26 protein-coding genes and 2 tRNA genes are annotated in these 25775 nt (G+C 63.4%); 16 read left to right on the top strand and 12 right to left on the bottom strand.

From position 1 onward, the window contains the following. Positions 1-114: 114 nt before the first annotated feature. A complete protein-coding gene (locus tag FAZ21_RS01060; RefSeq protein WP_169307196.1) occupies positions 115-2397 on the bottom strand; it encodes a DNA internalization-related competence protein ComEC/Rec2 in 2283 nt (760 codons plus the stop codon). Between the two features lie 44 nt (positions 2398-2441). Between FAZ21_RS01060 and FAZ21_RS01055 the strand changes: the two genes are divergently transcribed. Then, positions 2442-3617, top strand: coding sequence for a UbiH/UbiF family hydroxylase (locus FAZ21_RS01055; protein ID WP_136771419.1), 1176 nt, complete (start codon positions 2442-2444; stop codon positions 3615-3617). Between the two features lie 21 nt (positions 3618-3638). After that, positions 3639-4397 carry a DsbC family protein gene (locus FAZ21_RS01050; RefSeq protein WP_136771418.1) on the top strand — a complete coding sequence of 253 codons (759 nt, stop codon included), beginning with the start codon at positions 3639-3641 and terminating at the stop codon, positions 4395-4397. A gap of 83 nt (positions 4398-4480) precedes the next feature. Here FAZ21_RS01050 and rquA read toward each other — a convergent pair whose 3' ends face one another. Next, a complete protein-coding gene (rquA, locus tag FAZ21_RS01045) occupies positions 4481-5191 on the bottom strand; it encodes a rhodoquinone biosynthesis methyltransferase RquA (RefSeq protein ID WP_136771417.1) in 711 nt (236 codons plus the stop codon). 171 nt (positions 5192-5362) lie between these two features. On the opposite strand from rquA, the gene FAZ21_RS01040 reads away from it, so the two are divergent. Together FAZ21_RS01040 and FAZ21_RS01035 are read left to right on the top strand one after the other, a co-directional pair. After that, positions 5363-5617: a hypothetical protein gene (locus tag FAZ21_RS01040; protein WP_136771416.1), complete on the top strand. Its 255-nt coding sequence runs from the start codon at positions 5363-5365 to the stop codon at positions 5615-5617. A gap of 146 nt (positions 5618-5763) precedes the next feature. After that, positions 5764-6846, top strand: a complete 1083-nt coding sequence (locus tag FAZ21_RS01035) for an NADH:flavin oxidoreductase/NADH oxidase (protein WP_136771415.1) — start codon at positions 5764-5766, stop codon at positions 6844-6846. A 31-nt stretch (positions 6847-6877) separates the two neighbouring features. On the opposite strand, the gene FAZ21_RS01030 is transcribed toward FAZ21_RS01035, so the two are convergent. Then, positions 6878-7552, bottom strand: a complete 675-nt coding sequence (locus FAZ21_RS01030) for an SDR family oxidoreductase (protein WP_136771414.1) — start codon at positions 7550-7552, stop codon at positions 6878-6880. Between the two features lie 133 nt (positions 7553-7685). Between FAZ21_RS01030 and FAZ21_RS01025 the strand changes: the two genes are divergently transcribed. Then, the gene (locus FAZ21_RS01025; protein WP_136771413.1) at positions 7686-8534 is read left to right on the top strand and encodes a dienelactone hydrolase family protein; all 849 of its coding nucleotides are present in this window, start codon (positions 7686-7688) and stop codon (positions 8532-8534) included. 55 nt (positions 8535-8589) lie between these two features. Here FAZ21_RS01025 and FAZ21_RS01020 read toward each other — a convergent pair whose 3' ends face one another. The 3 genes from FAZ21_RS01020 to FAZ21_RS21355 form a co-directional block, all read right to left on the bottom strand. Beyond that, on the bottom strand, positions 8590-8913 hold the full coding sequence (locus tag FAZ21_RS01020; RefSeq protein WP_136771412.1) for a DMT family transporter: 324 nt from the start codon (positions 8911-8913) through the stop codon (positions 8590-8592). A 74-nt stretch (positions 8914-8987) separates the two neighbouring features. Next, positions 8988-9467, bottom strand: coding sequence for a GNAT family N-acetyltransferase (locus tag FAZ21_RS01015; protein ID WP_136771411.1), 480 nt, complete (start codon positions 9465-9467; stop codon positions 8988-8990). 57 nt (positions 9468-9524) lie between these two features. Next, a complete protein-coding gene (locus FAZ21_RS21355) occupies positions 9525-10277 on the bottom strand; it encodes a c-type cytochrome (RefSeq protein WP_136771410.1) in 753 nt (250 codons plus the stop codon). Positions 10278-10425: 148 nt separating this feature from the next. Between FAZ21_RS21355 and FAZ21_RS01005 the strand changes: the two genes are divergently transcribed. The 4 genes from FAZ21_RS01005 to FAZ21_RS00990 all read left to right on the top strand — a co-directional run bounded on the left by FAZ21_RS01005 (position 10426) and on the right by FAZ21_RS00990 (position 13631). Further along, a tRNA-Arg gene (locus FAZ21_RS01005) sits at positions 10426-10502 on the top strand. 684 nt (positions 10503-11186) lie between these two features. Then, on the top strand, positions 11187-11408 hold the full coding sequence (locus FAZ21_RS01000; protein WP_136771409.1) for a hypothetical protein: 222 nt from the start codon (positions 11187-11189) through the stop codon (positions 11406-11408). Positions 11409-11716: 308 nt separating this feature from the next. After that, on the top strand, positions 11717-12205 hold the full coding sequence (locus FAZ21_RS00995; RefSeq protein ID WP_136771408.1) for a formyltransferase family protein: 489 nt from the start codon (positions 11717-11719) through the stop codon (positions 12203-12205). Between the two features lie 595 nt (positions 12206-12800). Next, the gene (locus FAZ21_RS00990; protein WP_136771407.1) at positions 12801-13631 is read left to right on the top strand and encodes a hypothetical protein; all 831 of its coding nucleotides are present in this window, start codon (positions 12801-12803) and stop codon (positions 13629-13631) included. A 603-nt stretch (positions 13632-14234) separates the two neighbouring features. Here FAZ21_RS00990 and FAZ21_RS00985 read toward each other — a convergent pair. From FAZ21_RS00985 to rsmI, 4 genes are all read right to left on the bottom strand, one after another. Continuing rightward, positions 14235-14699 (bottom strand): DUF4262 domain-containing protein, encoded by a 465-nt coding sequence (locus tag FAZ21_RS00985; RefSeq protein WP_136771406.1) that lies wholly within the window; start codon positions 14697-14699, stop codon positions 14235-14237. 17 nt (positions 14700-14716) lie between these two features. Next, the gene (locus FAZ21_RS00980; RefSeq protein WP_136771405.1) at positions 14717-14965 is read right to left on the bottom strand and encodes a hypothetical protein; all 249 of its coding nucleotides are present in this window, start codon (positions 14963-14965) and stop codon (positions 14717-14719) included. Between the two features lie 360 nt (positions 14966-15325). Next, positions 15326-15410 (bottom strand) — tRNA-Leu (locus FAZ21_RS00975). Between the two features lie 50 nt (positions 15411-15460). Next, on the bottom strand, positions 15461-16294 hold the full coding sequence (rsmI, locus tag FAZ21_RS00970; protein WP_136771404.1) for a 16S rRNA (cytidine(1402)-2'-O)-methyltransferase: 834 nt from the start codon (positions 16292-16294) through the stop codon (positions 15461-15463). 36 nt (positions 16295-16330) lie between these two features. On the opposite strand from rsmI, the gene FAZ21_RS00965 reads away from it, so the two are divergent. The 4 genes from FAZ21_RS00965 to FAZ21_RS00950 are packed head-to-tail and all read left to right on the top strand — an operon-like array spanning position 16331 to position 19137. Next, positions 16331-17581, top strand: a complete 1251-nt coding sequence (locus FAZ21_RS00965; RefSeq protein WP_136771403.1) for a penicillin-binding protein activator — start codon at positions 16331-16333, stop codon at positions 17579-17581. Next, positions 17578-17916, top strand: a complete 339-nt coding sequence (locus FAZ21_RS00960; protein ID WP_136771402.1) for a YraN family protein — start codon at positions 17578-17580, stop codon at positions 17914-17916. The genes FAZ21_RS00965 and FAZ21_RS00960 overlap by 4 nt, the downstream gene beginning before the upstream one ends. A gap of 42 nt (positions 17917-17958) precedes the next feature. Further along, the gene (locus tag FAZ21_RS00955) at positions 17959-18549 is read left to right on the top strand and encodes a phosphoheptose isomerase (RefSeq protein ID WP_136771401.1); all 591 of its coding nucleotides are present in this window, start codon (positions 17959-17961) and stop codon (positions 18547-18549) included. After that, positions 18550-19137 carry a BON domain-containing protein gene (locus FAZ21_RS00950; protein ID WP_136771400.1) on the top strand — a complete coding sequence of 196 codons (588 nt, stop codon included), beginning with the start codon at positions 18550-18552 and terminating at the stop codon, positions 19135-19137. Positions 19138-19208: 71 nt separating this feature from the next. Here the strand turns inward: FAZ21_RS00950 and FAZ21_RS00945 are convergent, their stop codons facing one another. After that, complete coding sequence (locus FAZ21_RS00945) at positions 19209-19817, bottom strand: arylesterase (protein ID WP_136771399.1); 609 nt, start codon at positions 19815-19817, stop codon at positions 19209-19211. Positions 19818-19881: 64 nt separating this feature from the next. On the opposite strand from FAZ21_RS00945, the gene FAZ21_RS00940 reads away from it, so the two are divergent. From FAZ21_RS00940 to FAZ21_RS00930, 3 genes are all read left to right on the top strand, one after another. Beyond that, a complete protein-coding gene (locus FAZ21_RS00940; RefSeq protein ID WP_136771398.1) occupies positions 19882-20553 on the top strand; it encodes an ABC transporter ATP-binding protein in 672 nt (223 codons plus the stop codon). Next, entirely contained in the window at positions 20550-23018 is a 2469-nt protein-coding gene (locus FAZ21_RS00935; protein ID WP_136771397.1) for an ABC transporter permease, read from the top strand. The genes FAZ21_RS00940 and FAZ21_RS00935 overlap by 4 nt, the downstream gene beginning before the upstream one ends. A 114-nt stretch (positions 23019-23132) precedes the next feature. Next, positions 23133-23456, top strand: coding sequence for a hypothetical protein (locus tag FAZ21_RS00930; RefSeq protein WP_136771396.1), 324 nt, complete (start codon positions 23133-23135; stop codon positions 23454-23456). Between the two features lie 453 nt (positions 23457-23909). Here FAZ21_RS00930 and recQ read toward each other — a convergent pair whose 3' ends face one another. Next, entirely contained in the window at positions 23910-25706 is a 1797-nt protein-coding gene (gene recQ / locus FAZ21_RS00925; protein ID WP_136771395.1) for a DNA helicase RecQ, read from the bottom strand. Between the last annotated feature and the right edge of the window lie 69 nt (positions 25707-25775).

The raw sequence follows: 25775 nt of genomic DNA, 5'->3' as shown, positions 1-25775 counted from the left end.
CGTCGATTGCCCGGTAACAAAACCCGGCCGCGCCGGGCGCTTCGCTTCGGCGAGCTTCAGACGGCAGCCTTGAAGGACAGAGAAGGCGAAGAAGGCGGCTCCGGTCGCCTTCTTTCATTGGGGCGTGACCAGCGCTGAACTCCAGTAGCGCGGCACCCGCTGGCGCCAGCCGTGTGCCAGCACGGTTTCTGCGAAATCGAACACCAGTGCCCCATCGGCATCGGTTCGCAGGGCCTGTGCGCCGTGCGCCGCGTAGCGGTCGACCACGATGCGGTTGGGATGGCGAAAACGGTTGAGATAGCCTGCCGAATACGCAACCCATTCCGGCGCGGTGGCGGCGACGAAGGTGCCTCCCGACGAAGAACGGCTGCCATGGTGGGGGGCGACCACCACCGTGGCGGGGGCGAGCGCCGTGTCGCGCAGCGCGGCCTCCTGATGCCGGCCGATGTCGCCGGGCAGCAGCAGGCTGGTCTGGCCGTTGGCGACGCGAAGCACGCAACTGGCGCCATTGTCATCCCGTGCCGAGTGGCCGGCGGGCGGCCAGACGACTTCGAAGTGCACGGCATCCCATTGCCAGCGTTGCCCGGCGATGCAGGGCGCATAAGGCACGGATGCGGCGCGGGCCGGATGCGTCGGTGGTAGGCTGCCCGACCAGCGCTCCACGGGCAGACCGTCGAGGATGGCCTGCACGCCACCGGCGTGGTCGTTGTCGTCGTGCGACACCAGTAGCGTATCCAGCCGGCGCACATTCAGCGCGCGCAGGCTGGGCAGGATGGCGCGTTCGGCCATGCCTTCCGTGGCGGTGTCATACAGCAGGGCGTGGTGGCGTGTCTGAACCAGCACCGACAACCCTTGGCCCACGTCGAGCACGGTGGCGCGGAAATGGCCGGGCGGCAGTGGCTCTGGCCGGATCAGGAACAGCGGCAACAGGAACAGTGGCGCCAGCCAGCGGCCGGGTACGCCGGTCGGCAGCAGCGCCAGCAGCACGCCGATCGCGGCTGGTGCCAGCATCCAGGCCGGTGGCGTCGGCAGGTTCCAGGTGGCGTAGGGCAGGGCGGCCAGCCAGCCGAGCAGCCAGTCGGTCCCGGCGAACACGCGTTCTGCCAGCCATAGCAACAGGCCGCTGGGGTCGAGCAGGCCGAGCAGCGTCAGCGGCGTTACCACCAGGCTGACCAGGGGGATCGCCACCGCGTTGGCCAGCGGCGATGCCAGCGGAACCTGCTGGAACCAGAGCACGAGCAGCGGAAATGTGGCCAGCGTTGCTGCCCATTGTGTTCCTGCCCAGGCTCGCGCCCAGTGCGGCCGGCCATCGCGGTTGCCGGCCAGCCACAACAGCGCGCCGACGGTGAGGAACGACAGCCAGAAGCCCGGCGCCAGCACGGCGAACGGATCGAACAGCACCACTGCAGCCAGGGCGGTGATCCAGACCGCGCTCGTGGCCATGGGGGCGGCTCGCCACAGGCAGATGCCGCCCACCAGCAACATCAGCAGGGTGCGGCGCGTCGGAACCCCGAACCCCGCCAGCAGGCTGTAGCACAATGCGGTGAACAGGCCCGCGGCGAGCCGGGCGCGCGGCGTGGCCCAGCGCGACGCCAGCCAGGGCACGCGCCGCCAGAGCGCGCCGACGGCACCGCCGACCAGCGTCGCCAGCAAGGTGACATGCAGGCCGGAGATGCTGACCAGATGCGTGATGCCGGTGCGGGCAAAGCGCTGCCACAAATCGGGAGTGATGGCCGATTGCTCGCCCACCGCCAGCGCCACGATCACGCCGGCATGGGGGGCGTCGCCCAGCGTGTGGCGGATACGCTCGCCCAGTTGTGCGCGAATGCGGTCGATGCCCGCGCGCCAGGCGTGGCCGGGCAGGCGCTCGCCGTGTCGCACGGTGGCTGTGGCGCCGAGGTTGTTTTGCAGCATCCAGCGTTCCAGATCGTGGCCACCGGGGTTGACGACGCCGTGCGGGCGCTTGGGCCTGAGCGTCAGTCGCCAGCGCTCGCCCACGCCCAGCGGTGGCGGCTCGCCATACCAACTGACCTGGACGCGACTCGGCAGGCCGCTACCGGAATCGGGCCGAAAGCCGAAGCGCATGCCATGGCGTGTGGCGTGGGGCAGGGTGTCGATATGGCCATTGGCGACCACGGTCCGGCCTTCCGTCGCGACGGACAGCCGATCGGCCAGGCGCACCTGCGCATGCCAACCCGCCCAGACCATTCCGATGAGCAGCGCGGCCAGCGCCAGGCACGGCAGGCGCAGTCGCGGTGCGCGCCAGGCCATGCCAGCGGCGAGCGCCGCTGCCAACAGCAGCGGAAGCAGCGGGGGTAACGTCGCCTGCTGTTGCAACAGGCACACGCCGGCGACGAAGGCACCCAGGGTCAGTAGATAGCGGCCCAGTCCGTTCACGCCGCAACTCGCATGGCACGGCGTGAGCCGGTACACTGCCCGGCATGAAATCTCTCGACGCCGATCTCATCATCGTTGGTGGCGGGCTGGTCGGCGCGGCGCTGGCCGCGGCGTTGGCCAATACGCCGCTGTCGGTGCTGCTGCTGGAAGGCCGGCCGCCCGCTCTCGATTTTCCCGCCGATACCTGGGATGCGCGCATCTATGCCATCAGCCGCGCCAGCCGGCGTCTGCTGACCGATATCGGCGCCTGGGGGCGCCTGGATCCGGCCCGTTTGCAGCCGGTGGCCGAGATGCGCATCTTCGGCGACGACGGGCGCGCCCAACTGGGCTTCGCCGCGCCCGAAGCCGGTGTCGACGAACTGGCGGTGATCCTGGAGAACCGCGCGCTGCAACGCGCATTGTGGCTGACGGTGAATGAAGCGCCCAATGTCCGCGTGCTGTGCCCGGCCCAGCCGGCGGCACTTCAAATTGATGCCGATGCGGCACACCTGACGCTGGCCGATGGCGCTACGTTGAGTGCACGGCTGGTGGTCGGCGCCGACGGCGCCCATTCCTGGGTGCGCGGGCAGCGTGGCATCCAGGTGGCAAAGCGGCCCTACGGGCAATCGGGCGTGGTGGCCAATTTCGAATGCGAAAAGCCGCATCGCGGCGTGGCGCACCAATGGTTTTTCGAGGATGGCGTACTGGCCTGGCTGCCCTTGGCTGGCCAGCGCATGTCGATGGTGTGGTCCTGCGGCGATGCGCTGCGCGACGAGTTGCTGGCGCTGGATGCCGTTGCGCTGGCGGAACGGGTGGCGGTGGCCGGCGGTCGGCGGCTGGGGTACTTGCATCAGATCGGCAAGACCGCGGCCTTTCCTTTGCAGTTGAATCACGTCGCTCACTTGGTCGAAGCACGGCTGGCACTGGTGGGCGACGCCGCGCATACGGTACATCCGCTGGCCGGACAGGGCGTGAACCTGGGTTTCGGTGACGTGGCTGAACTTGCGCGGATATTGATTGCCGAATCGCCGCAGCGCTGCGGCGATTATCTGGTATTGCGCCGCTACGAACGGGCGCGCCGCGAGCCGGTGTACCTGATGCAGACCGTCTGCGACGGATTGCAGAAACTGTTCAACAACCCCAACCCGTTGCTCAAGGCCGCGCGCAATCTCGGCCTTGGGTTGACCGACCGGCAGTCCTGGCTCAAGCACCGGTTGGTTCGCCACGCGATGGATGCCTGACCCCGTTAGAGGAATAACAAGATGCATGCTCCCGCTCGTTTCATCCGTACCGTGATCGCCACCGGCATGATCGCGCTGACCGCATGTTCGGCATCTGCCGACACGGCCAAGGAACCCAAGGAAGCCACGGCGCTGCGCGCCAAGCTGCAAAAGTCGCTGGATGGTCGCAGTGTCGTCAGCATCGGCGCCACGCCGATCAAGGGGCTGTACGAAGTGGTACTGGAAGGCCGCCAGATCGTCTACACCGATGCCAAGGGCGACTACATCCTGGTCGGCGATCTGGTGGACGTGGCCCGCAAGAGCAGCCTGACGCAGGATCGCATCGCCGAGCTGGCGGTCACCGATTTCTCCAAGCTGCCGCTGGACAAGGCGATCAAGGAAGTGCGCGGCGACGGCAGCCGCAAGCTGGCGGTATTCTCCGATCCGGATTGTCCGTTCTGCAAGCGGCTGGAGAAAGACAGCCTGAACGGTGTGGACAACGTGACGATCTATACCTTCCTGTTCCCGCTGTCGATCCACCCGGACGCGGATCGCAAGTCCAAGCTGATCTGGTGCGCGAAAGATCGTACCGCCGCCTGGCAAACCTGGGTGCACGACGAGAAGTTGCCCGAGGACAGCAATGCCGATTGCGCCAACCCGATCAACGACAATCTGGCGCTGGGCGAAAAACTGGGCATCAGCGGCACGCCAGCGCTGATCTTCGGCAATGGGCGCATCGTGTCCGGCGCGATTCCCAAGGAACAACTGGAAGCCATGCTGGCCACGCCGGCGAAGAAATAAGCGGTAAACGGCCGGGGCACCTTGTCCAAGAGGTGCCCCGGCCGCTGTGGTAACCGGAAAAAACGCGGCCGAGGCCGCGTTTTTCATTTCTTGCGCGCCACCACGCGTTGGTAGACACCACCGAAGAAGGTGCGCTTCTCCCAGGTGTAGTCATCGGCATTCGTGGCGTACTCCTGGATCTCGTGCTGCCACAGTGCGTAGGCGAACGGCTCCAAGAGTGCGTTCACGCCGCGCAGCAACCAGCCGATCGGCTGCCAGGGCCGGGGACGGTGGTAATCGACGAATACCGCTTCGCCGCCTTCGGCCAGCGACGCCAGCATGCGATCGACCACCTCGCGCTTCTTGTCCTCGGGGATTTCATGCAGCAGGAAGAAGCTGCATGCCATGTCGTATTTGCCCTGGCCTCCGAAGCTACCGGCGTCGGCACGGAACACGCGGGCCCAGGGCATGCGACCCAGCTTGAGCAGGCCACGCTCCACCTGGATCGGCGTGATGTCCGAGAGGTGGAACGATCCATGCGGCCCCACGGCGCGCGCCGCGCGCGTGACCAGGTCGCCGTAGACGTGCGCCACCTGCCATACGCGGGAGCCAGGGCGGATGCGCTCCAGGTAGCTGCGCATCAGCCGCTGATCCTGGAGGAACAACAACGTGCGAACCACGATGTTGCGATCAAGCAGCCGGGCGCGCCGCGGGTTCACATAGCACCAGTCGTAAACATCGACCAGGTAGTTCGGTACGCCGTCGTAATAGGCTTGGACAGGGCGTTGCAATTGCTCGGGCGGGATTCGGCGCATGGCTGCCTCGGGGGACTGGATGAAATTGAGTTCCAATCTACGGGTTTGACGATGTTGGCATCTTGTCTTGGCCCAAAGTTGGTTTTGTGTAGTCTTCCGCTGAAAACTACCGCTTATCGCATGAAAACTCCGTTTTGACCATGCCTACGGCATAGTGGTGCGCGACCGGTTTTGCCAGAAAAAAAGCCGGTCACGGCACGGAAAAACAATGGCGAGAATGCTTGTATATCCATAAAATTCAATGGATTTGCTGCTGCGCCGCAACAAATCACCGCGCCGAAAAAAGCATGGGAAGTTCCACTGGAGGAGTTCGGCATGGAAGAAATGAAGGCTGCCTGGAGCAAGGCGCTGTGGATCGGTATGGCCGCCGCTTGCGTAGCGTCGATGTGCACATTACTGATTTATGGGGTTTCACCACTGGATTGAGGAGCACGAAATACCCTGGTGCCAAAATTACCGGCTCGCTTGCAACTTGCGCAGTGGCCCCCAATGTGCAGTGCAAACCCGGGTTGATCGTGCACCCCATGGGTAATCGCGATTGACCCGGTCTGCCATACCGATCGGGAGCCACCATGCCGCATTTGTTCGAGCCACTGACCCTGCGTGGGTTGACCTTGTCCAACCGCATCGCCGTATCGCCCATGTGCGAGTACTCGGCGGAGGACGGTTACGCCAATGACTGGCACTTGGTGCACCTGGGTAGTCGCGCTGTCGGCGGCGCCGGGCTGGTGCTGTTCGAAGCCACCGCCGTATCCCCGGAAGGCCGCATCAGCCCGCAGGATCTGGGATTGTGGCGCGACGAGCAGATCGAACCGCTGGCCCGTATCGTGCGTTTCATCGATGGGCAGGGCAGTGTGGCCGGTATCCAGTTGGCGCACGCCGGCCGCAAGGCCAGCACCTATGCGCCGGGGGCCGGTGAGGGCGCGGTACCGGCGACAGAAGGTGGCTGGACGGTGGTCGCGCCATCCGCCTTGCCGTTCTCGCCGAGTTATCCCGCGCCGCAGGCGCTGGATAATGCAGGTATCGCGGCTGTCGTTGAGGATTTCGCCGCGGCGGCACGCCGTGCTCTGGCGGCAGGTTTCCGCGTGGTGGAAGTGCATGCCGCGCACGGCTATCTGCTGCACCAGTTTCTCTCCCCGCTGAGCAACCAGCGTACCGACGAATACGGCGGCAGCTTCGAGAACCGCACCCGGCTGGTGCGCGAAGTGGTGGCGTCCGTGCGAGAGGTCTGGCCCGATCACCTGCCATTGTTTGTCCGGCTGTCCGCCACCGATTGGGTCGAGGGCGGCTGGACCCCGCAGGACACGGTGAAACTGTCGCTCACCCTCAAGGCGTTGGGTGCGGACCTGATCGATGTGTCCAGTGGTGGTACTGCGGCCAACGCACAGATTCCGGTCGGACCGGGCTACCAGACCCCGTTTGCCACGCGCGTACGCCACGAAGCCGACGTCGCCGTGGGGGCCGTGGGCCTGATCACCGCGCCGGCGCAGGCCGACCATATCGTCCGCACCGGCCAGGCGGATCTGGTGCTGCTGGCGCGGGAGCTGCTGCGCGACCCTTACTGGCCGTTGCACGCGGCCGAAGCGCTGCGGCAGGACGCCTCCTGGCCCAAGCAGTATCTGCGGGCGGCGCCGCGCGGCAGCAAGGGACGCTGAATCCCGCAGCCGGCAACCTTGGCCGGGCTGCTCACCAGGGGAGCGGCGCGCCGTCGTAATCGAAAAATCCGCCGCTGTCGGCTGGCATGACGCGTTCCAGTACCGCCCGCATGCCGCGCACCGATTCGTGTGGTGTCAGCGGCGCGCTGGCGCCACCCATATCGGTTTGCACCCAGCCGGGGTGCAGCACGACGCAGGTATGCCGTCCGCGCAGGTCGAGCGCAAGGCTGCGGTTGGCCGCATTCAGCGCTGCTTTCGATGAGCGATAGAGGTAGGCGCCACCGCTGGTGTTCTGCTCGATGCTGCCCATCTTACTGCTGATCGAGGCGATGACCGCACCCGTGGCCAGTCGTGGCAGCAATGCCTGCACCAGCATGGCTGGCGCGATGGTATTGACTGCCAGCACGCGTAACCATTCCTCCGCGTCCAGCTTTCCCAGCTCCTGTGCATCGCCACCGTAGCGGCCTGCGTTGTTCAGCAGCAGGTCGATGCGCTCGTCCGCCAGGCGGTCACCCAGCGTGGCCACGGCATGCCAGTCGGTGACGTCCAGCGAGAGCAGGCGCAACGATGGCGGGGGCGCCGCTGTCAATGCATCGGCATGCTGGCGCGCAATGGCGATCACCCGCCAGCCCGCTGCCAGGTATTGCTGGACGAACTCCAGCCCGAGGCCCCGGTTGGCGCCTGTGAGTAAAAGGGTTTTCTGCATGAGAACGGTTGCTAATATGTGACGGACATGGCGTTCAGCATAGACGTCCGCCGCGCCGATTTTTGCCTGTATTCGGTATCGCGCATCCGTAGCCATCCGCAGCCGAGCTGCCTTTTCCTATCGAGGAGTTTCCATGCCTGATCAGCCCACATCCTTTCTGCACGAACGCCGTGGCTTCCTGGCCGCCGCTCTGGCCACGGGTTTTGCCCTGGCGGTACGGCCAGTGGCCGCATCGACCATCGTGACCGATAGCGACGGCCTGGAGGTCGGCCCGGCATTCATCGAACGTGGCGATGTGGAGTTGCCGGCGTATGTTGCGCGCCCCGCCAATGCCAGCGGGCCGCTGCCCACGGTGATCGTGGTGCAGGAGATCTTTGGCGTGCATGAACACATCCAGGACCTGTGCCGCCGTCTGGCGAAGGCGGGTTACCTGGCCATCGCGCCCGATCTGTATTTCCGTCAGGGCGACCCGCGTAAATACACGGATATCGAGACATTGCAGCGCGAAGTGGTGACCAAGGTGCCCGATGCGCAGGTGATGGGGGATCTGGATGGTATGGTGGCGTGGGCGGCCGCCCATGGCGGCGATCCGGCGCGTGTGGCGCTGACCGGCTTCTGCTGGGGCGGGCGCATTGCCTGGCTGTATGCGGCGCATAACCCGGCGCTGAAGGCGATCGTGGCGTGGTACGGCCGGGTGGAGGGCAAGGCCAGCGACAATACGCCGTTGCAGCCGATCGATGTCGCGGCACAACTGAAGGTACCGGTGCTCGGACTATACGGTGGCAAGGATCAGGGTATTCCGCTCGATGGCGTGGAGCGGATGCGGGTGGCAATCAAGCGTTCGGCACGGCCTTCGCGTATCGTCGTCTATGAAGATGCCGGGCACGGCTTCAACGCGGACTACCGACCCAGTTATCACCGCGCCGCCGCGCAGGATGGCTGGTTGGAAATGACGCAGTGGTTCAAGCGCCACGGCGTGTAGTTCGCAAAGCAAAAAAAGCCGGCGCAAGCCGGCTTTTTCCAAGGATGCTTCGCCATCAGGGCGAGACGGCCTTCAGCCCGACCACCCCGACCACGATCAGCCCCAGAAATGCCACGCGGGCGGCGCCGAGCGGATCGCCAAACCAGATGATGCCGCCGACGGTCACGCCCACGGCGCCCAGCCCGGTCCAGATGGCGTAGGCGGTGCCGGCGGGAATGCCGCGCATCGCGAACGACAGCAGCGCCATATTGACGAACGACAGCGCCACCGAACCGGCGATGACCCAGGGGCTGGGGTGGGTCTGCACGTATTTGAGCGACAAGGCCCAGATGATCTCGGTGAACACCGCGAGGCCAAGGACCAGCCAATAGTTGAACATTGCATTGCTCCTGTTCGGGCTCGGACAGGACGGGGGCGCCGGAAACCCGAAAGAGGCGCCATCCCGTTTGATGATCAGCCCGCCGCCAGGGCCTTGAGCGCGTCGCCGGTGACGCGGCAGATGCGCCAGTCCGGCATGACATCGGCGCCCAGCCCCCGGTAGAAGCCGATGGCGTTTTCGTTCCAGTCCAGCACCGCCCACTCGAAGCGACCGCAACCGCGTTCCTCCGCCAGCCGCGCCAGATGGCGGATCAAGGCGCCGCCATAGCCCTTGCCACGCCCGGCGGGGCGGACGTACAGGTCTTCCAGGTACAGCCCACGTCGGCCGACGAAGGTGGAGTAGTTATGCAGGAACAGCGCGAACGCGATGGGGGCGCCATCCTCGACGCCGACCACGCATTCCGCCGCTGGGTGGGCGCCGAACAGCGTGTCGTGCAACATCGCCTCGGTGTTTTCCAGCAGATGCGTCAGGCGCTCGAATTCCGCCAGTTCGCGGATCATCGCCAGGATGGCGGGCACGTCGGCCGGCACGGCGGGGCGGATCAGGAAGGACATCCGTTCACTCCAATGAAAACGGGCGGCCAGGCCGCCCGTTGATCTGCTGCAAGCCGCTTACTTGGCGGCGTTGATCATGTACAGCGCAGCAGCCTTGAACTCATCGTCCGAGCCTTGATAGCCACCCTTGGGCGGCATGGCGTTCAGGCCCTTGATACCAATGGCGACGGCGGCATCCACGCCATCCTTCAGGCGCGGCGCCCAGGCGGCCTTGTCGCCGAACTTGGGCGCATTGGAAATGCCGGTGGCGTGGCAGGCCATGCAGACCGAATCGTAGATTTCCTTGCCCTTGGTGGCCGGATCGACCGCACCACCCGCTGCCGCGCCCACAACCTTCGGCTCTTCGAACTTGGCGCCGCCCGCGTTGCCCATGTAGGCCACCGCGCGCTTCACTTCATCGTCGGTCAGATCGGATGCGCCACCGCGCGCGGGCATTGCATTGAAGCCCTCGATGGCGTGCTTGGACAGGGTTTCGAAGCCCTTGGCGATCCGGGCCGCCCAGGCGCCCGCGTCGCCGAACTTCGGGGAACCGGCCATGCCGGTGGCGTGACAGGACATACAGACCGCTTCATAGACGGCCTTGCCGCTACGCGATCCCGGTGGGCCGCCTTCGACCACCTTGACCGCCCCGATCGGTTGCAACCGCGCGGAAATCGCTTCGCCCGTCATGGTGGACAGGCCCAGGTCCACGCCGGAACCGGATGTAAACAACTTGGCCACCAGAAAGATCAGCAGCGGGAAACCGATTACCGCTGCCAAAATCATGCCGACTACCTTTTGTGCGCCGCCGGCGACATTGGAACCGCTCATGCTGCCATCCCTTGTCATTGAGTTGATTCGTTTTAGGCCGGACTGGGGTCCGGTGATAACCGCGCGGATTATACCGGCAAACACTGGCCCCACAAAGCCGCGCATGGACGCCCCTGGAGAAACGCGATATGATCCGCTTCCTCTCTCCGCACCCGTAGCTCAGTTGGATAGAGTGTCAGTTTCCGAAGCTGAAGGTCACAGGTTCGATCCCTGTCGGGTGCGCCAATCAAATCAAGGCCTTGCGCCAATCCAACTCTTCCCTCTGCTTATCCCGGCCCCACCAGCATGGTGTTCGTCTGGAGCGAGCGGGACGAGTTTTCTCTTGGCTACTCCATCCAGAGCCGTTTAAAAAGCGGTGATAAGCGGTGATAGTCAGACATTCAATTTCAGACAGTCTCGCATTGCCTGGCGCGTGAGCGGCAACGGCAAGGTGCAAAAACACCCGGACGGCGGGCCGTTCCTGTAAGTCACGTCTACCTGCTAAAAATCCTGGCGAATGGCCTACCGCTTCGCCGGAAAGATGCAACGTCTTGAATAAGAACCTTTTTCGTGCATTTTAAGACACCCGACCCTCCTGGGCGGCATCACCGCCAGAGAACTTTTGGGTGCGCTGCGCCGCGCCGCGCCGAGGACGGGACGCTTTTTTTGTTGTCCCTCTGGCCTTGCGGAATGCGGGTGGATATTCCGCTACGCCATCGTCACTGGCAGATCCGGGCGGGATGTTGCCGCTAACTTGCGCGGCGCCTTTGCCCCGGATCTCAGGGGCCACCGAGCGGCCATCACCAATTCCGCCGCATAGATGCGTATGAGTTTTTTGTCTCCCGCGCCTTTGGTTTTTGCCCGGGTTGGGGAACCGGCCAAGGCCGAGTCGATTTCAAGGCCACTGAATTGCACATGCCGGCCTTAAAGATGAAAATAAAGCAGATGCACATCGTCCCGCTTTCCCGTCAAGCTCTGGTGATTCTGAATGAATTGCAGGCGATATCCGAAAGTAAGCAGTGCGTCTTACCCACAGCAAGGAATGGCGAGGGCGCGTCTCATCTGCAAACCACAACATTTATCCGGGCTTTGCGGCAGATCGGCTATGCCAGAGGGGAGCTTACCTTCCACGGCTCCGGTCAATGGCTTTGACGCGGCTCAACGAGCTTGGCTATAACCTTCAAAATCTTATAAAGAGGCAGAGATGAGAAGGTGCGCGCAACCGCCCGGCTTTGGGATTGCCTGATGGATTGGTTTTTGCTATTTCCTCGGCGCGCTCCTTGCATGGATACCTATAACAATTTTGCCTGTCGCAGGGAGTGCGTACTCTGCGATAGGTTATATATCTTAGAGTGGTGTATGACAGTCTTATATCTTGGCCCGAAATGTGTGTCGATTGAAAATTATTTAATGAATATCGGATATTCTGTTGTGCGGACAGAAAAAAAATTTGATATTGAATTTTTGGAAAAAATAATATAAAATTTGGTGTCAGCTATAGGTATAGACACATTATTAAGAAAAAAGAAATAGACTGGTTTTGTGGTAAATTAATTAATTTGCATATAGCCGTCCTTCCTTTTGGGAGAGGGGCGGATCCAAATATATGGAGTTATTTGGAAAATACACCAAAAGGGGTAACTATTCATATCATAGATGATGGTATCGACACTGGACCGATACTGATGCAAAGGCATGTTGATATAGATGTTTGGCATGATACATTAAGCTCGTCGTATGATAAATTATCACGAGTGATGGAGTTTTTATTTATTAATAATTGCAAGAATATTTTGAATGGAAAAATAGAGGCGGAACCGCAAAATAATAAAGAAGGCTCTTTCCATTATTCAATGGAAAAAGAAGCGTATTCTCATCTATGGGCAGAAAAAGGTTGGGAAACCCCAGTTTCTGATTTAATTGGGAAGGCAATACAGCCGGGTAGCTAGAGGCGCTTACGCTGGTGCAATCCTGGGGGGCGGGCCATTGATCAATGCAGAGTGCGCCCCTGCCGACGCAATCGATGGGCTGTGCGCGCCCCCCGTCGCCGGCTTTGGCATGACTGCTGTCTGAATGATCCCGCGATGATTCTGCCTTCATCCGCCAAGCGATGGCGCATGCAAACGGGCTCCACGCCCCCTTGGCCTGATGCCTCCATTGGTGGGCATCATTTCCACCGCGCCGGCAGACTCGGCAGGCCCGCAAAGTTATTGAAAGCTACGTAGCGAAGCTGTCACAGAAGCGGTTCGCGGAGCAGAACAACTGGCTCGAGAAGGTTGCGATCACGTTCGAGCCGCTTCGCGCCATCAATGGCCGCAGCGAGCGATCGCGAATCCTGATCATCGCTACAGTGAGACGCCAAGCCGCCCCCGGGCGGCTTTTTTACGTCCGTAGGCATATACACGAAAGCACGATGCTGACCATTAAATTCTATTAATTTTACAAATATTTGTATTTTTGTGTAATTTAGAAGAAATTATTGAGGTGGCAGCTTCAGTAATTGCTTTGCCCTGCTAAACCACACCACTTACTCCTGGAGAGAGCATGTCCTTGTTAGTTCGATTCGCCCACAACGCTGCAGCGGTGATCGCTTTGATCGCAGCGTCATCGGCCATGGCTGCGAACTGCCCACTTATCTCGGGCACATTCACAACGACCATGGGCACCAATCTCTATACACCGTCCCCACAACAAACCTTCCAGGCCGATGGCAACGGCACTGCCCTGGTTCGGATCAGTGGGGCCGGCACCTTCAACAGCGGCATCATTGGTTATCCGGCGGACTGCGTGAGGCTCTATTTCTCGCCGTCCTATACCGTTTACATCGACGGTAGCCCCTCGATCGTTTCAGGCGCGGATATCAATTGGCAGTTCGACAATACCTTCCGCCTGGCACCTGGCACTCACCAGATCTTCCTGGAAGGCAAATACGTCGTACCGGCAAGCAACTCGCCGCAGTATCGCCGCTCCTCGGTGGTCAGCATCACCGTTACTGCCCCGCAACAGCCGCAGCCTCAGCCGCCGGGTGAAATCACGGGCTGGATCGATGGTGTATACAAGGATGCTTCGGGTATCCCCACCGTCTATGGATGGGCATGCCAGCAGCGCGTTGCCCGGTCCATCGACGTGCATGTCTACCTGGGCGGCGCATGGCCTACCGGTACCATCGTCACGGGCGGCCCTGCATCGGTTCCGGCCGAATCCGCGGTGAGCGCAGCATGCGGTACGTCAAACGTCCCTCATCGCTTTTCCTTCCCGATCTACAACTGGCGCTCCTACCCTGGCATGGGCATTTACGTTCATGGTATCTCTACCACTGGCGGTAACAACTCTCTGCTTGGCCACTCTGGTACATACACCATTCCGGCCAACTGATTCCCGGTGCTGATTGTTGACGGAAATGGCCCCGCAAAAGACTGGCTACTCAAGAGGTGGGCAGTCGGAAGCTAAAGCCTGAAAACCTGCGCCCGGCGTTGAACCGGGCGCAGGTTTTCGGCTTGCGCTTGATAGATGATAGATGATGGATGTAGGGGGGCGATGTATTGCCAAATACTTTATATCCGGCTCATCGATTCAATGCTTCAACGGGAAATACCAAGTAGCCCGAAATGGCGACGGAATGGCCGCTCGGCCCTCGCTTGGCCGCTTTGCTCCGCAGATGGCCCAGGACAAATCCAGAGTGCTTTGGAAAGCTGGCCAAGCCGCTGCACTGAGTACATTTTGCGGAACGAACCACCACACTGCCGGCAACAAAAACGCGGCTCTAAGCCGCGTTTTTGTTGCTGGTGCCCGGGTCGAACTCGAAAATGACCCTGCAAACCGCATTAATATTAGGTTCAGCACTCAAAAACCCAGTTTCGTATACCTACCTGTATACCTAAGAATGTCTGTGCCAACGCGATTCGAGAACAGGGGAAGTACTGCCGCTACTACCGCATCACCGCTGCGGCCGTGCCCTTGCGACCACCAAGCCGGCGACTAACGCACTTGGCCACACGGAGCGCCTCCCGGTATTGGCTGCCAGCTCTTGAACCAATCATCAGCCTCTTTCTCCCAAGGCCACACTCCAGATGTATTCGGGTACACGATTTGATACGCGCGAAAGTTGGAGCCTTTGTACAGCCACAAAGCCCAGCCTAAGTAGTCCCTATACGAGTCTTTAGGGAACTCTACAACCTTGCAATCGAAACCTTCCAGCAAACCACCAACCGAATCACCTGGCTCGATTGACTCACCAGCCTGGAGCTTGGCATAACATTCATTCACCACAAACTGAGCCAATTCCTGCTTGAGCCCAATCACAATAAATTCAGCATGCCCTATTGTTTTCTCGACCCCAATCGTGTAGGTGAATGGGGGTAGGTCTTCCTCCTCCAATACATGCAGGACATGCAGCCCGTATTGTTCTATGTCCGACAGTGCCTTTTCTTCAGCAGCATCCATTACGACTCCGAGTAGGGCTAAGCTAAAACGATCACTGCTGAAATACCTGCCAACAACAGGGAGCCCGATCCACCCAAAAAGAAGTTGCTGGCGTACTTCGTTTTCCGATAGTTAAGCAGACACACAAGCGGAACAAGTATGGGGAAGAGGATGCATACCAAGCCCAGCTTTTCGTTAATTGTTGGCACAGCCATCAGGCCAAATATCAAGCCGACGACGCTTAGCATCAACGCTATCAGGCCAAAAACCAATGGAATCCAAATCATTTGTATGCCTGAGTAAAAAATTATTGAACAACTGCTGAGAGTCTATCGTTTGCGGTGGACCACGTCTTACAGACGAATAAGCATGAAGAATCCGGGTGTCGAGGTCAAAACTTGCGGACTTATGCGGGTGTAGACGCGCAAATTATGCCGGGCCGGCATGGGCGCATTTGAAGGCTTGGCCCCGTCTATTCCAACTGACCGGCGGATCGAGAAGGCCGGCGTGCCGCTCAAGTGGTATCACCGTCTGTGGCGACCGGCTGCATTGCCGATCCGTCGAGTATTTGCAATTTGGAAGTACTCGAGCTTTGCACAAGGGCGCCAGAAAGCAAAAAACGCGGCTGGAAGCCGCGTTTTTCTTGATGGTGCCCGGGGTCGGACTCGAACCGACACGCCTTGCGGCGGGGGATTTTGAATCCCCTGCGTCTACCGATTTCGCCACCCGGGCAGGGAAGGGCGCAATTATGGCCGAAGCGCGCGGCGGCTGGCAAGCGGAGGTTATTCGTCGTCGGCGCCCTGCTTGAGTGCCAGCGCCCTTGCGTACAGTACGTTGCGCGGCGCGCCGGTGATGGTCTGGGCAAGGGCGACGGCCTGCTTGACCGGCAGCTCGGCAACCAGTGGGGCCAGGATGGCGTCGTGTTCGCCTGCTTCCTGGGCCGGGCTGTCGGTGGGGGCTGCGTCGATCAGCAGGACGAACTCGCCACGCTGCTGGTTGGCGTCGGTTTCGGCGAAGGCGGCCAGTTCGGCCAGCGGTGCGCGGCGGATCGTTTCGAAGGTCTTGGTCAGTTCACGCGCCATGACGGCGATGCGCGCTCCGCCGAAGGCCGTTGCCAGGTCGGCGAGCGTGTCGAGGATGCGGTGAGGCGCTTCGTAGAACACGGTGACGTAGGGCAGGGCAACCAGTGGCGCCAGGGCGTCCTGGCGTTGTTTGCGCTTCGGTGGCAGAAAGCCGTAGAACAAGGTATGCGGGCAAGTGAAGCCGGCGGCGGAGAGCGCGGTAGTCAGCGCGCTGGCGCCGGGAATGGGCACCACGGGGTAGCCAGCGGCGTGCACCGCCGCGACCAGTTGGGCGCCGGGGTCGGAAATCGCGGGGGTGCCGGCATCGGACACCTGCGCTACGGCTTCGCCGGCGGCCAGGCGTGCGATCAGTTTTTCGGCCATGGCGCGTTCGTTGTGCTCGCGCAGACTGACCATGGGCGTGCCGATGCCGAAGTGCTTGAGCAGTTGCCCGGTGACGCGGGTATCCTCGGCGGCGATCACGTCCACCTGCGCCAGCACCTCGCGCGCGCGGGCGGAGAAATCCCGCAGGTTCCCGATGGGTGTGGCCACCACATATAATGCAGGCCTTGTGATTTGGAAGGGCTCGTTATGCACGCTCTCGGTCTCCTCGCGCGGCGCTGTAGGCGCCTGATCGCGTTCGCACTATACGGCGCGGTCCTGGTGGCGGCCAGCGGTTGTGCCTCGTCGCCCAAGCCACAGACGGATACGCCATTGGTGTTGCAGCCACTGCCTACGCCAATGCCGACGCCGGTGGTGGAACTGCGACCATTGCAGGATGAGGCGCCGCCTCAATCCACACCGCTCCCCGAAGCGGGCGCTGCCCCCACGCCGGCGCCGCAGCGCGGTCCGGCGTTCGTCGCGCTGTTACTGCCCACCCAGTCCAAATCGTGGCGTACCGCCGCTGAGACGATCCGCGCTGGCGTGCTGTCGGCCGAGCGCACGCTCAGTGCCAGTGGCATGCCGCAGGTACGCACAGTGGATACCTCGGACAACGAGCAGGACATCCTGGCGGCGTTCCAGCGGGCGCAGGCCGAGGGGGCCGTGGCGGTGATCGGGCCGCTGACCAAAACGGCGGTGAGCTATATCGCCGACAACGCGCAGTTCGACTTTCCAGTCATCGCGCTGAACAGCTTTTCGGAAGAAACGCTACGTCGTCCCCACCTGTACAGCTTCAGCCTGTCGGTGGAGACCGAGGCTCAGCAGGCCGCACGTTTCGTTGCCGAGCAGGGCGTGAACCGGCCGGTGGTGGTGCTGGCCGACGGCGTGCTCGCCAAGCGCATGGCACAAGGGTTCAGCGAGGGCTGGCGGCTCGACCGTAATACGCTGCCGGCGACGCTGGTGGTGCAGGGCACCGATTACACCGGCCTGCGCGCGCAACTGGACAGCAGCGGCGCAGACGCGATCTTCCTCGCCGCCGATACGCGCAATGCACGGCGGATCCGGCCGTTCCTCGGCAATATGCTGCCGGTGTTCGCCACCAGCCAGATCGATCCGGGCGGCCTGGGCGCGACGGCGCTGGTCGATCTGGCCGGTATCCGCTTCCTGGACATCCCCTGGCTGGCCGATCCGGACAACCCCACTTACGACTTCTACAAACGCACGCGCGGTAAATCCAACGATCTGGAGCGCCTGTTCGCGCTGGGCGTGGATGCGTGGCGGCTGGCGATGGCGCTACGCGATACGCCGCCCGGCAATGTGCGCATCGACGATGGCCTGACCGGGCGCTTGTCGATCGGGCCGGATGGCGTGGTACAGCGGACGCTGGTGCCGCGTACCTTGTCGGCCGGGCGTGCCGATCTGCCGCCCGAGGCCCCGCTGGTGGAGCCGTTACCGCAGTGATCGTACGCGGTGCGGCGGCGGAAACGCAGGCCGCCGATTATCTGACGCGTCACGGTCTAAAGATCGTGGCGCGCAACTGGCGCTGCCGCCAGGGCGAGATCGATCTGATCGCGCGCGACGGCGATACGCTGGTGTTCGTCGAGGTGCGCGCCCGCGCGGATGCGCGTTTCGGCGGCGCTGCCGCCAGCATCACTGCCGCCAAGCAGGCCAGGGTGGTCATGGCTGCGCGGCACTATCTGCAAACCATTTCTCCGTTGCCGCCTTGCCGTTTCGACGCCGTGTGCGTGGATGGCGGGCGGCTGCAATGGCTCAAGGGCTGCTTCGACGCGGGTTGATCGCGTTGCCTTGGGTAGCGACACCATAAAGGAATCGTTTCAATGGAATTGACCGAACGGGTGCGCCAGCACTTTTTCGACAGCATTGCCGCCAAAGAGGCGGCAATGGATCTGCTGTCGCCTGCCATCGCGGCGGCGGCGGAAAAAATGATGCAGTCGCTGATCATGGACGGCAAATTGATGGCTTGCGGCAATGGCGGCTCGGCCGCCGATTCGCAGCATTTTGCGTCCGAGATGGTCGGGCGCTTCGAGCGCGAGCGGCCTGGCCTCGCGGCGCTGGCACTTTCCACCGATTGTTCGTCGCTCACCGCCATCGGCAACGATTATGACTTCGACCTGGTGTTCTCCAAGCAGGTGCATGCGCTGGGCCGTGCCGGGGATGTGCTGCTGGCGATCTCGCCGTCGGGCAACGCGGCCAATGTGATCGCCGCCATCCACGCCGCACATGACCGCCAGATGGGCGTGATCGCGCTGACCGGGCGCGATGGGGGTCAGATCGGGGAACTGCTCGCGGGCGACGATATCCACTTGTGTGTGCCGTCCAACCGGACGGCGCGGATTCAGGAAGTCCACATCACCATCATCCACGCCTTGTGCGATGCCGTGGATTACCTGTTGCTGGGAGGCGAATAAATGAAGAGAAAACTGGTCGCCATCGCCCTGGCGGGCGTGGTCGGATTGTCGGCCTGCGTGCCGGTGGTGTTCGTGGCGGGCGCGGCCGTGGGCGCGCTGGTCGGGTCCGACCCGCGCAATGCGCAGACGATGAAGGGCGACGTGGACATCGGCGCCAATATCTCGGCGCGCGTGATCGACACCTATAAGGAACGGGCACACGTCAACGTCAACGTATTCAATGCGCACGTACTGCTTACCGGCGAGTTACCGGACGATGCCGCGCGCCAGAACGTGGCGCAGGTCGCCGCCACCTGGCCGGGCGTGCGCGCGGTGTATAACGAGACAGTGGTGGCGCCACCGTCGTCCAATACCGATCGCCTGAACGACACTCAACTGACCGCGCGCGCCAAGACCGCGATTCTGTCGGAGGCAGGTGACGTCACCTCCGTGCACTTTCTGGTCACGACCGAGCGCAAGGTGGTCTACCTGATGGGGCTGGCCAGTGCCAGCCTCACCGAGCGTGCGGCCCGCGCTGTCAGCTTTGTCGGTGGCGTGGAACGGGTGGTGAAATATGTGGAAGTGCTGCCCGACGCGAAGAACAAATAGGCAGGGCCACGGCCATGGCAAAACACGGAGCGTTGCTCCGTGTTTTTGTTTGGTGATCCACAGTGTCTGGCTTACTGTTTGGCCAGCAATGGCTTGAGGTCCGCCGCAATCATTTTCGCCAGCAAGGGTTGCGCCTCGGCGGTGGGGTGTAACTGATCGTTCTGGAATAACGTGGGTCGCGCGATCACCGGCGCTAGCAGGAAGGGCGTCAGACCGGTGCGGTATTGCTTCGCCAGCGCGGGGAACACCTCGGCGAAGCTGGCGGTGTAGTCGGGGCCGTAGTTGGGCGGCATCTGCATGCCGACCAGATGTACCTTGGCGCCGGATCGCTGCGCCGCCACGATCATTGCCGCCAGGTTGTCGCGCGCCGCGTTCACGGGTAGCCCGCGCAGACCATCGTTGGCGCCCAGCTCGATGATGACGATACTGGGACTATGCTGTTTCAATGCGTTGGGGAACCGGGTGCGGCCTCCGGCGGTCGTTTCGCCGGAGACGCTGGCGTTCACCACGCGATAACGCTGACCCTGGCGCGCCAGCTCCCCGGCCAGCAGGTTGGGCCATGCCGCCTTGGCCTCGATGCCGTAACCGGCGGAGAGGCTGTCGCCGAATACCAGCAGCACCGGGTCCGCCGCGCGCGCGCCCGTTGCCGTCACCAGAACAAGCAGAGCCAGCAGGCTCATCCAAAACCGCCACACCCCGCGAAGGCTATCCATCGTGAATTCCGTTGCTGATCGTTCATCCTTCATGCTTCAAGCCCAGGACCTGGGCAAGCACGTCGTCGCTGCCGCAGAAGAACTCGACATCCTCGCCGACGTTTCGTTCAGCCTGCCCGCAGGGGCCAGTCTGGCCATCGTCGGCGCCAGCGGCTCCGGTAAGTCTACCTTGTTGTCGCTGCTGGCCGGGCTGGATGCGCCCACGCGCGGCACGGTACGGCTGGCGGGCGAGGAGCTGGGCTCGCTGGATGAAGATGGCCGCGCGCTGCTGCGGGGCCGGGTATCCGGCTTTGTGTTCCAGTCGTTCCAGTTGTTGCCGGAACTCACCGCCTTGGAGAACGTGATGTTGCCGCTGGAGCTGGCCGGCCGACGCGATGCGGCGCAGGTGGCAGGCCAATGGCTGGATCGGGTGGGGCTGGCGTCGCGGCGCGACCACACGCCGCGCACGCTGTCAGGCGGCGAACAACAGCGCGTGGCCTTGGCGCGCGCCTTTGCCCCCGGGCCGCAGGTGTTATTCGCCGACGAGCCCACCGGCAGCCTGGATACGCATACCGGCGAGCGCGTCGCCGACCTGCTGTTCGAACTGAACACATCCACCGGCGCCACGCTGGTGCTGGTTACGCACGACGAGCGGCTGGCGGCGCGTTGCGGCGCGCGTCTGCGGCTGGCGGCGGGGCGGGTGGTCGAGCAGGTGAACGTATGAACGCCGCATCGATGGCGCTGGCGTGGCGCCAGTTCCTGCGCGGCCTGCGCGCGGGCGAGCACCGTACGCTGATTGCCGCGCTGACGGTGACCATCGCCGCGCTCACCGCCGTGGGGTTGTTCGCCGGGCGTGTGAGCGGGCTGCTCAATTCCGAAGCCAACAACCTGCTGGCCGCCGATGCGGTGCTTTCCGCCGACCAGCCGTTGCCGCCCGCCTTGCTGCAGGCCGCACGGCAGAGGGGGCTGACGGCTGCCCAGACGCAGACTTTTCCTTCCATGGTGTCCGCCAACGGCGACGCCGCGCTGTCCACGCTCAAGGCCATCGACGGGCCATATCCGTTGCGTGGCACGTTGACGCTCAACGCCGGGCGTGACGACTACACCGTCGAGGCGGGGCCCGCGCCGGGCGTGGTCTGGGTGGACGACCGGCTGGCCAACCGCCTGCGACTCAAGGTGGGCGACGCGGTGCGCGTCGGCAGGCTCGAAATGAAGGTGGGTGCGCTGATCGTGCGCGAGCCGGATATCGCCATCGACTTCGCCGGCCTGCAACCGCGCCTGATCATGAACGCCGCCGAGCTGCCGCAATCGGGGCTGATCGGCTTCGGTAGCCGCATCCGCTATCGCCTGCTGGTGGCCGGTGAGCCGCAGGCGGTGGCGCAATGGCGTGCGCAGGTGGACCGGCAACTGGCGCGCGGCCAGCGGCTGGAGGACGTGCGCGAATCGCAACCGCAGGTGCGGCGCGCGCTGGAACGCGCGGAAACCTTTTTGCGGCTGGTCACATTGCTGGCCGCCACGCTGGCCGGTACGGCAGTGCTGCTGGCGGCACGCCGCTATAGCGCCAAACAGGCCGACGCGGTGGCGCTGTTCGTCACGCTGGGCGCCACCCGGGCGCATATCCGTGGCCTGCTGCTGGCTGAGCTGGCGCTGATCTTCGGTCTGGCTGCCCTGTTAGGCGGAGTGATTGGCTGGGCGACGCAGGAGGTGCTGGCGCTGCTGATCCGCGACAGCCTGCCCGACGCGCTGCCATTGCCCACGGCATGGCCCTGGCTGGCCGCATGCGCGCTGGGGCTGGTGCTGCTGGCCGGCGTGGCCGGGCCGACGCTGATGCAACTGGCGCGCACGCCCCCCGCGCGGGTGCTGCGGCGCGAACTGACGGCACCGGCGCGGTTGTGGCTCAGCCTGCTGGTCACGTTGGGCGCGGCGGCCGCCGTGTTCTTCTGGGTGGCCGGTAGCGCCAGGCTGGCGCTGTACGTCGCGGGCGGCATCGTCGGCGCGGTGGCCGTGTCCGGCCTCGTGGGCTGGCTGCTGCTGTGGCTGGTGGCGCGCTTCGCCAAGGGGTTCGCCGCGCGCATCGCCTTGCGGCAACTGGCACGGCGCATCTGGCTGTCGGCGGCACAACTGGGTGCACTGGCGGTCGGGCTGCTGGGGCTGTGGCTGCTGACCGCGGTCGAGCGCGATCTGTTGTCCGCCTGGGAGCGCCGCCTGCCGGTCGACGCGCCCAATGTGTTCGCCTTCAACATCCAGCCCGACCAGGCTAGCAACTTCAAGGCCGCGCTGGTGGCGGGGCAGGTGAACGGCGCGGTGCTGCAACCGATGATCCGGGGACGCTGGGCCGAGCTGAACGGCAAGCCGGTGGCGCCGGAGCGCTACGATGACGACCGTGCACGCCGGCTGGCTGAGCGCGAGTTCAACCTGTCGTGGGGCGAGATGCTGCGCGAGGACAACCGACTGACCGCGGGCCGGCCGTTGACCGACGATGGCTGGTCGGTAGAGGCTGGGCTGGCGGAAACGCTGGGCATCCGGCTGGGCGATACGCTGACCTTCGATGTGGCCGGCACGCGCGTGAGCGGCAAGGTGGTCAACCTGCGCACGGTCGAGTGGGATTCCTTCCGCGTGAACTTCTTCGTCGTCGGCTCGCCGGCCATGTTCGCGGATGCGCCGACCAGCCTGATCACCAGCTTCCACCTCCCGCCGGAGCGCCGCGCCGACGTGGCACAGTGGTCACGCACCTTCCCCAACGTGACCTTCATCGACGTCGGCGAGGTGCTGGGCGAGGTGCGGCGCGTGCTGGGCCTGTCGGCCAGCGTGCTGCGGCTGGTATTCGTGTTCTGCCTGGCGGCCGGCGTGGTGGTGTTGCTGGCCGCGCTGGAAACGTCGGCGCCGGAGCGACGGCGCGAGGCCGCGGTGCTGCGCGCGCTGGGCGCACACAGTCGCCAGATCGCCGCCATCCAGTGGTGGGAAGGCGCGTTGATTGGGGCCACTGCAGGGCTGGTCGCCGGCCTGGCAGCCAGCATCACCGGCTGGGCGGTGGGGCGGCAGGTGCTGGAATTGCCGGTGGGTTTCAACGCCTGGCTGCCACTGGCCAGCTTGGTGGCCGGCCTGGTACTCGCCGGCGGTGTGACGCTGTGGGAGCGGCGTCGGCTATCGCGTGAATCGGCACTGGGATTGTTGCGTGATCCTTCTTAGTTGAGGGGGGCACCCCCCTCATGCCTCCCAAGCATATCGGCCATGCACAATCGCGGAACAATGGGATGGGCCAGTTTGATTTATGCTGTTGTCACGGAGCGACGGAGAACGACGATGCCCAACTGGTACGTGGATAACGTAGTGCCGCTGCTGATAGCGGCGGCGATAGTCTGTTTGGTGTGTTACACGCTGGTGGCGCGTGTGCTGTTCGATTACATCTCGCGCAATTACGGCGATCTGCTGCCCAAGCGCGAGAGCTGGGTGCATGGCGACGACATCGCCATGGGCTTTGTCACCACGCTGGGCGATATCAGCCGCAGCGGCACCTGGCGCCGGATCGAGAGTTCATTCTGGCGCCGCCTGTTCGTCGCCAACAAGGTGATCGGCTGGGTGGGCGTGCTGTCGCTGACGGTGTTCCTGGGGGGATTCTTTATCTAGGGTTTGTCATCCAATGTTTCGCGACAGCGCTGGGCCGAAAAAGCACCAGGCACCAGGCGCGCGACGCAGGCAATAACCGGTTATTGCCAAGGAGTGCAACGCAGTGGATGGTGTTTTTTCGGCCCAGCCCTGCGGGTTCGGGGCATTTGGGGCGCGGCGCGGCATCGCCGGCCGCTTGCGGTATCCATACCGCCGCGCGTCCAGCTCTTGGCACGGCATCCCGAACGGCACCGAACGCTGTCGTGAAACATTGGATGACACGCCCTAGGGGCGTGACGTGCACGCAGTAAACCCCACATCTTGAACCCCAGAGGACACAGCGAGCACAGCGTTTCGCTGAGGAAAAATATATAGCGAGAGTGCGCTATCGCGTGTATCCCGACGGATTTCTCAGTGATCCCTCAGTATTCTCTGTGGTTCAAGATTCAGGGTTTCAATCCCGTTCCCCACCCACTACAGATGCTGCGAGATCACCGCCAGGAAGTCGTCGCCATATTTTTCCAGCTTGCGGTCGCCCACGCCTGAGATGCGTGATAGTTCGTAATGGTCGCCCGGGCGCTGGCGCACCATTTCCTTGAGCGTGGCGTCGCCGAAAATCACGTAGGCCGGGACGTTCTGGTCGTCGGCCAGTTCCTTGCGGCGCTTGCGCAACGCCTGCCACAAGGCGGTGTCGGCGGGGTTGTCGAAGCCGCTGTCGCGCTCGCCCCGGTAATGGAATTTCTCGGTGCGCGCACGCAGGTAGAGCGGTTCGTCGCCGCGCAGGAAGACGCGGGCGCTGTCGGTCATTTCCAGCCCGCCGTGGCCTTCCGGATTGAGCCGTAGCGCGCCGCGCGCCAGCAGTTGCCGGTATACCGCTCGCCAGGTCGGCTCGTCGATGTCCTTGCCGATGCCAAAGGTGGAAACGCGGTCGTGGCAGAATTCCTTCACCTTAGGTGAGAGCTTGCCCTGCAACACATCCACCAGGTGGCCGACGCCGAAACGGTTACCGGTGCGGAACACGCAGGACAATGCCTTTTGCGCGGCCTCGCTGCGGTCGATCAGCTTGGGTGGGTTCAGGCAGTTGTCGCAGTTGCCGCAGGCGTGGGTTTCTTCACCGAAATAGCCCAGGATCGCCACACGGCGACAGCCGGTGGCTTCGCACAGGCCCAGCATCGCGGACAGTTTGTTGCGCTCCACGCGCTTCTGTTCTTCGCCACTGGCGCCGCCCTCGATCATCTCGGTCAGCAGCATCACGTCGTTCAGGCCATACGCCATCCAGGCGTCGGCCGGCAGGCCGTCGCGCCCGCCGCGCCCGGTTTCCTGGTAGTAGTTTTCGATGCTTTTGGGCAGGTCCAGGTGGGCGACGAAGCGCACGTCGGGTTTGTCGATGCCCATGCCGAAGGCGATGGTTGCCACCATTACCACGCCTTCGTCGCGGATGAAGGTTTGCTGGTTGCGGGCGCGGGTCTGCGCATCCATGCCCGCATGGTAGGGTAGTGCCTTGATTTCCTTGTCGCGCAGCCACGCGGCGGTGTCTTCCACCTTCTTGCGCGACAGGCAGTAGACGATGCCCGAGTCGCCTTCGTGCTCGCGGCGGATAAACGTGAGCAACTGCTCGCGCGCACTCTTTTTCTCGACAATGGTGTAGCGCAGGTTGGGGCGGTCGAAGCTGGAGACGAATTGCCGCGCCTGTTCCAGCCGCAGCCGGGTGATCATTTCCTGGCGGGTGGCGTGGTCGGCCGTGGCGGTGAGCGCGATGCGCGGCACGCCGGGGAATTCGTCGGCCAGCACCGACAGCGCCAGGTATTCCGGGCGGAAGTCGTGGCCCCAGGCCGAGACGCAATGCGCCTCGTCGATGGCGAACAGCCCGACATGCGCGCGTTGCAGCAGATTCTGGAAACGCGGCGTCACCAGCCGTTCCGGCGCCACGTACAGCAGCTTGAGTTCGCCCGCGACAAAGGCACGCTCCACTTCACGTGCTTCGTCGGCGTCCAGCGTGGAGTTGAGGAAGGCGGCGGCGACGCCCAGTTCCTTGAGCGCATCCACCTGGTCCTGCATCAGCGCGATCAGCGGCGATACCACCACGCCACAGCCCTCGCGCAGCAAAGCCGGCACCTGATAACACAGCGACTTGCCGCCGCCGGTGGGCATCAGCACCAGCGCATCGCCGCCCGCCGCGACATGGTCGACGATGGCGGCCTGCTCACCGCGAAAGGCGCGATAGCCGAAGACGTGTTCGAGAAGATGCAGGGCGGGGGATGGAGCGGACATGCGGCCAGAAAGGGCTGAGGCGGGAACCAAAGCCGGGATTGTACTCTTGCGGACGGTTGGGGGCTTGCT

Source organism: Chitiniphilus eburneus (assembly GCF_005048205.1).
GTDB classification, from domain to species: Bacteria; Pseudomonadota; Gammaproteobacteria; order Burkholderiales; family Chitinibacteraceae; genus Chitiniphilus; species Chitiniphilus eburneus.
The sequence above is the reverse complement of the archived record's forward strand: the minus strand, read 5'-3'. Positions and strand labels throughout refer to the sequence as shown.

Excerpts from the sequence above, each read along its gene's own strand:
- FAZ21_RS01055 (WP_136771419.1), top strand. The coding sequence starts at position 2,442 with ATGAAATCTCTCGACGCCGATCTCATCATCGTTGGTGGCGGGCTGGTC.
- FAZ21_RS01050 (WP_136771418.1), top strand. The coding sequence starts at position 3,639 with ATGCATGCTCCCGCTCGTTTCATCCGTACCGTGATCGCCACCGGCATG.
- rquA (WP_136771417.1), bottom strand. The coding sequence starts at position 5,191 with ATGCGCCGAATCCCGCCCGAGCAATTGCAACGCCCTGTCCAAGCCTAT.
- FAZ21_RS01035 (WP_136771415.1), top strand. The coding sequence starts at position 5,764 with ATGCCGCATTTGTTCGAGCCACTGACCCTGCGTGGGTTGACCTTGTCC.
- FAZ21_RS01030 (WP_136771414.1), bottom strand. The coding sequence starts at position 7,552 with ATGCAGAAAACCCTTTTACTCACAGGCGCCAACCGGGGCCTCGGGCTG.
- FAZ21_RS01025 (WP_136771413.1), top strand. The coding sequence starts at position 7,686 with ATGCCTGATCAGCCCACATCCTTTCTGCACGAACGCCGTGGCTTCCTG.
- FAZ21_RS01020 (WP_136771412.1), bottom strand. The coding sequence starts at position 8,913 with ATGTTCAACTATTGGCTGGTCCTTGGCCTCGCGGTGTTCACCGAGATC.
- FAZ21_RS01015 (WP_136771411.1), bottom strand. The coding sequence starts at position 9,467 with ATGTCCTTCCTGATCCGCCCCGCCGTGCCGGCCGACGTGCCCGCCATC.
- FAZ21_RS21355 (WP_136771410.1), bottom strand. The coding sequence starts at position 10,277 with ATGAGCGGTTCCAATGTCGCCGGCGGCGCACAAAAGGTAGTCGGCATG.
- FAZ21_RS01000 (WP_136771409.1), top strand. The coding sequence starts at position 11,187 with ATGAAAATAAAGCAGATGCACATCGTCCCGCTTTCCCGTCAAGCTCTG.
- FAZ21_RS00990 (WP_136771407.1), top strand. The coding sequence starts at position 12,801 with ATGTCCTTGTTAGTTCGATTCGCCCACAACGCTGCAGCGGTGATCGCT.
- FAZ21_RS00985 (WP_136771406.1), bottom strand. The coding sequence starts at position 14,699 with ATGGATGCTGCTGAAGAAAAGGCACTGTCGGACATAGAACAATACGGG.
- FAZ21_RS00980 (WP_136771405.1), bottom strand. The coding sequence starts at position 14,965 with ATGATTTGGATTCCATTGGTTTTTGGCCTGATAGCGTTGATGCTAAGC.
- FAZ21_RS00965 (WP_136771403.1), top strand. The coding sequence starts at position 16,331 with ATGCACGCTCTCGGTCTCCTCGCGCGGCGCTGTAGGCGCCTGATCGCG.
- FAZ21_RS00955 (WP_136771401.1), top strand. The coding sequence starts at position 17,959 with ATGGAATTGACCGAACGGGTGCGCCAGCACTTTTTCGACAGCATTGCC.
- FAZ21_RS00950 (WP_136771400.1), top strand. The coding sequence starts at position 18,550 with ATGAAGAGAAAACTGGTCGCCATCGCCCTGGCGGGCGTGGTCGGATTG.
- FAZ21_RS00945 (WP_136771399.1), bottom strand. The coding sequence starts at position 19,817 with ATGAGCCTGCTGGCTCTGCTTGTTCTGGTGACGGCAACGGGCGCGCGC.
- FAZ21_RS00940 (WP_136771398.1), top strand. The coding sequence starts at position 19,882 with ATGCTTCAAGCCCAGGACCTGGGCAAGCACGTCGTCGCTGCCGCAGAA.
- FAZ21_RS00935 (WP_136771397.1), top strand. The coding sequence starts at position 20,550 with ATGAACGCCGCATCGATGGCGCTGGCGTGGCGCCAGTTCCTGCGCGGC.
- FAZ21_RS00930 (WP_136771396.1), top strand. The coding sequence starts at position 23,133 with ATGCCCAACTGGTACGTGGATAACGTAGTGCCGCTGCTGATAGCGGCG.
- recQ (WP_136771395.1), bottom strand. The coding sequence starts at position 25,706 with ATGTCCGCTCCATCCCCCGCCCTGCATCTTCTCGAACACGTCTTCGGC.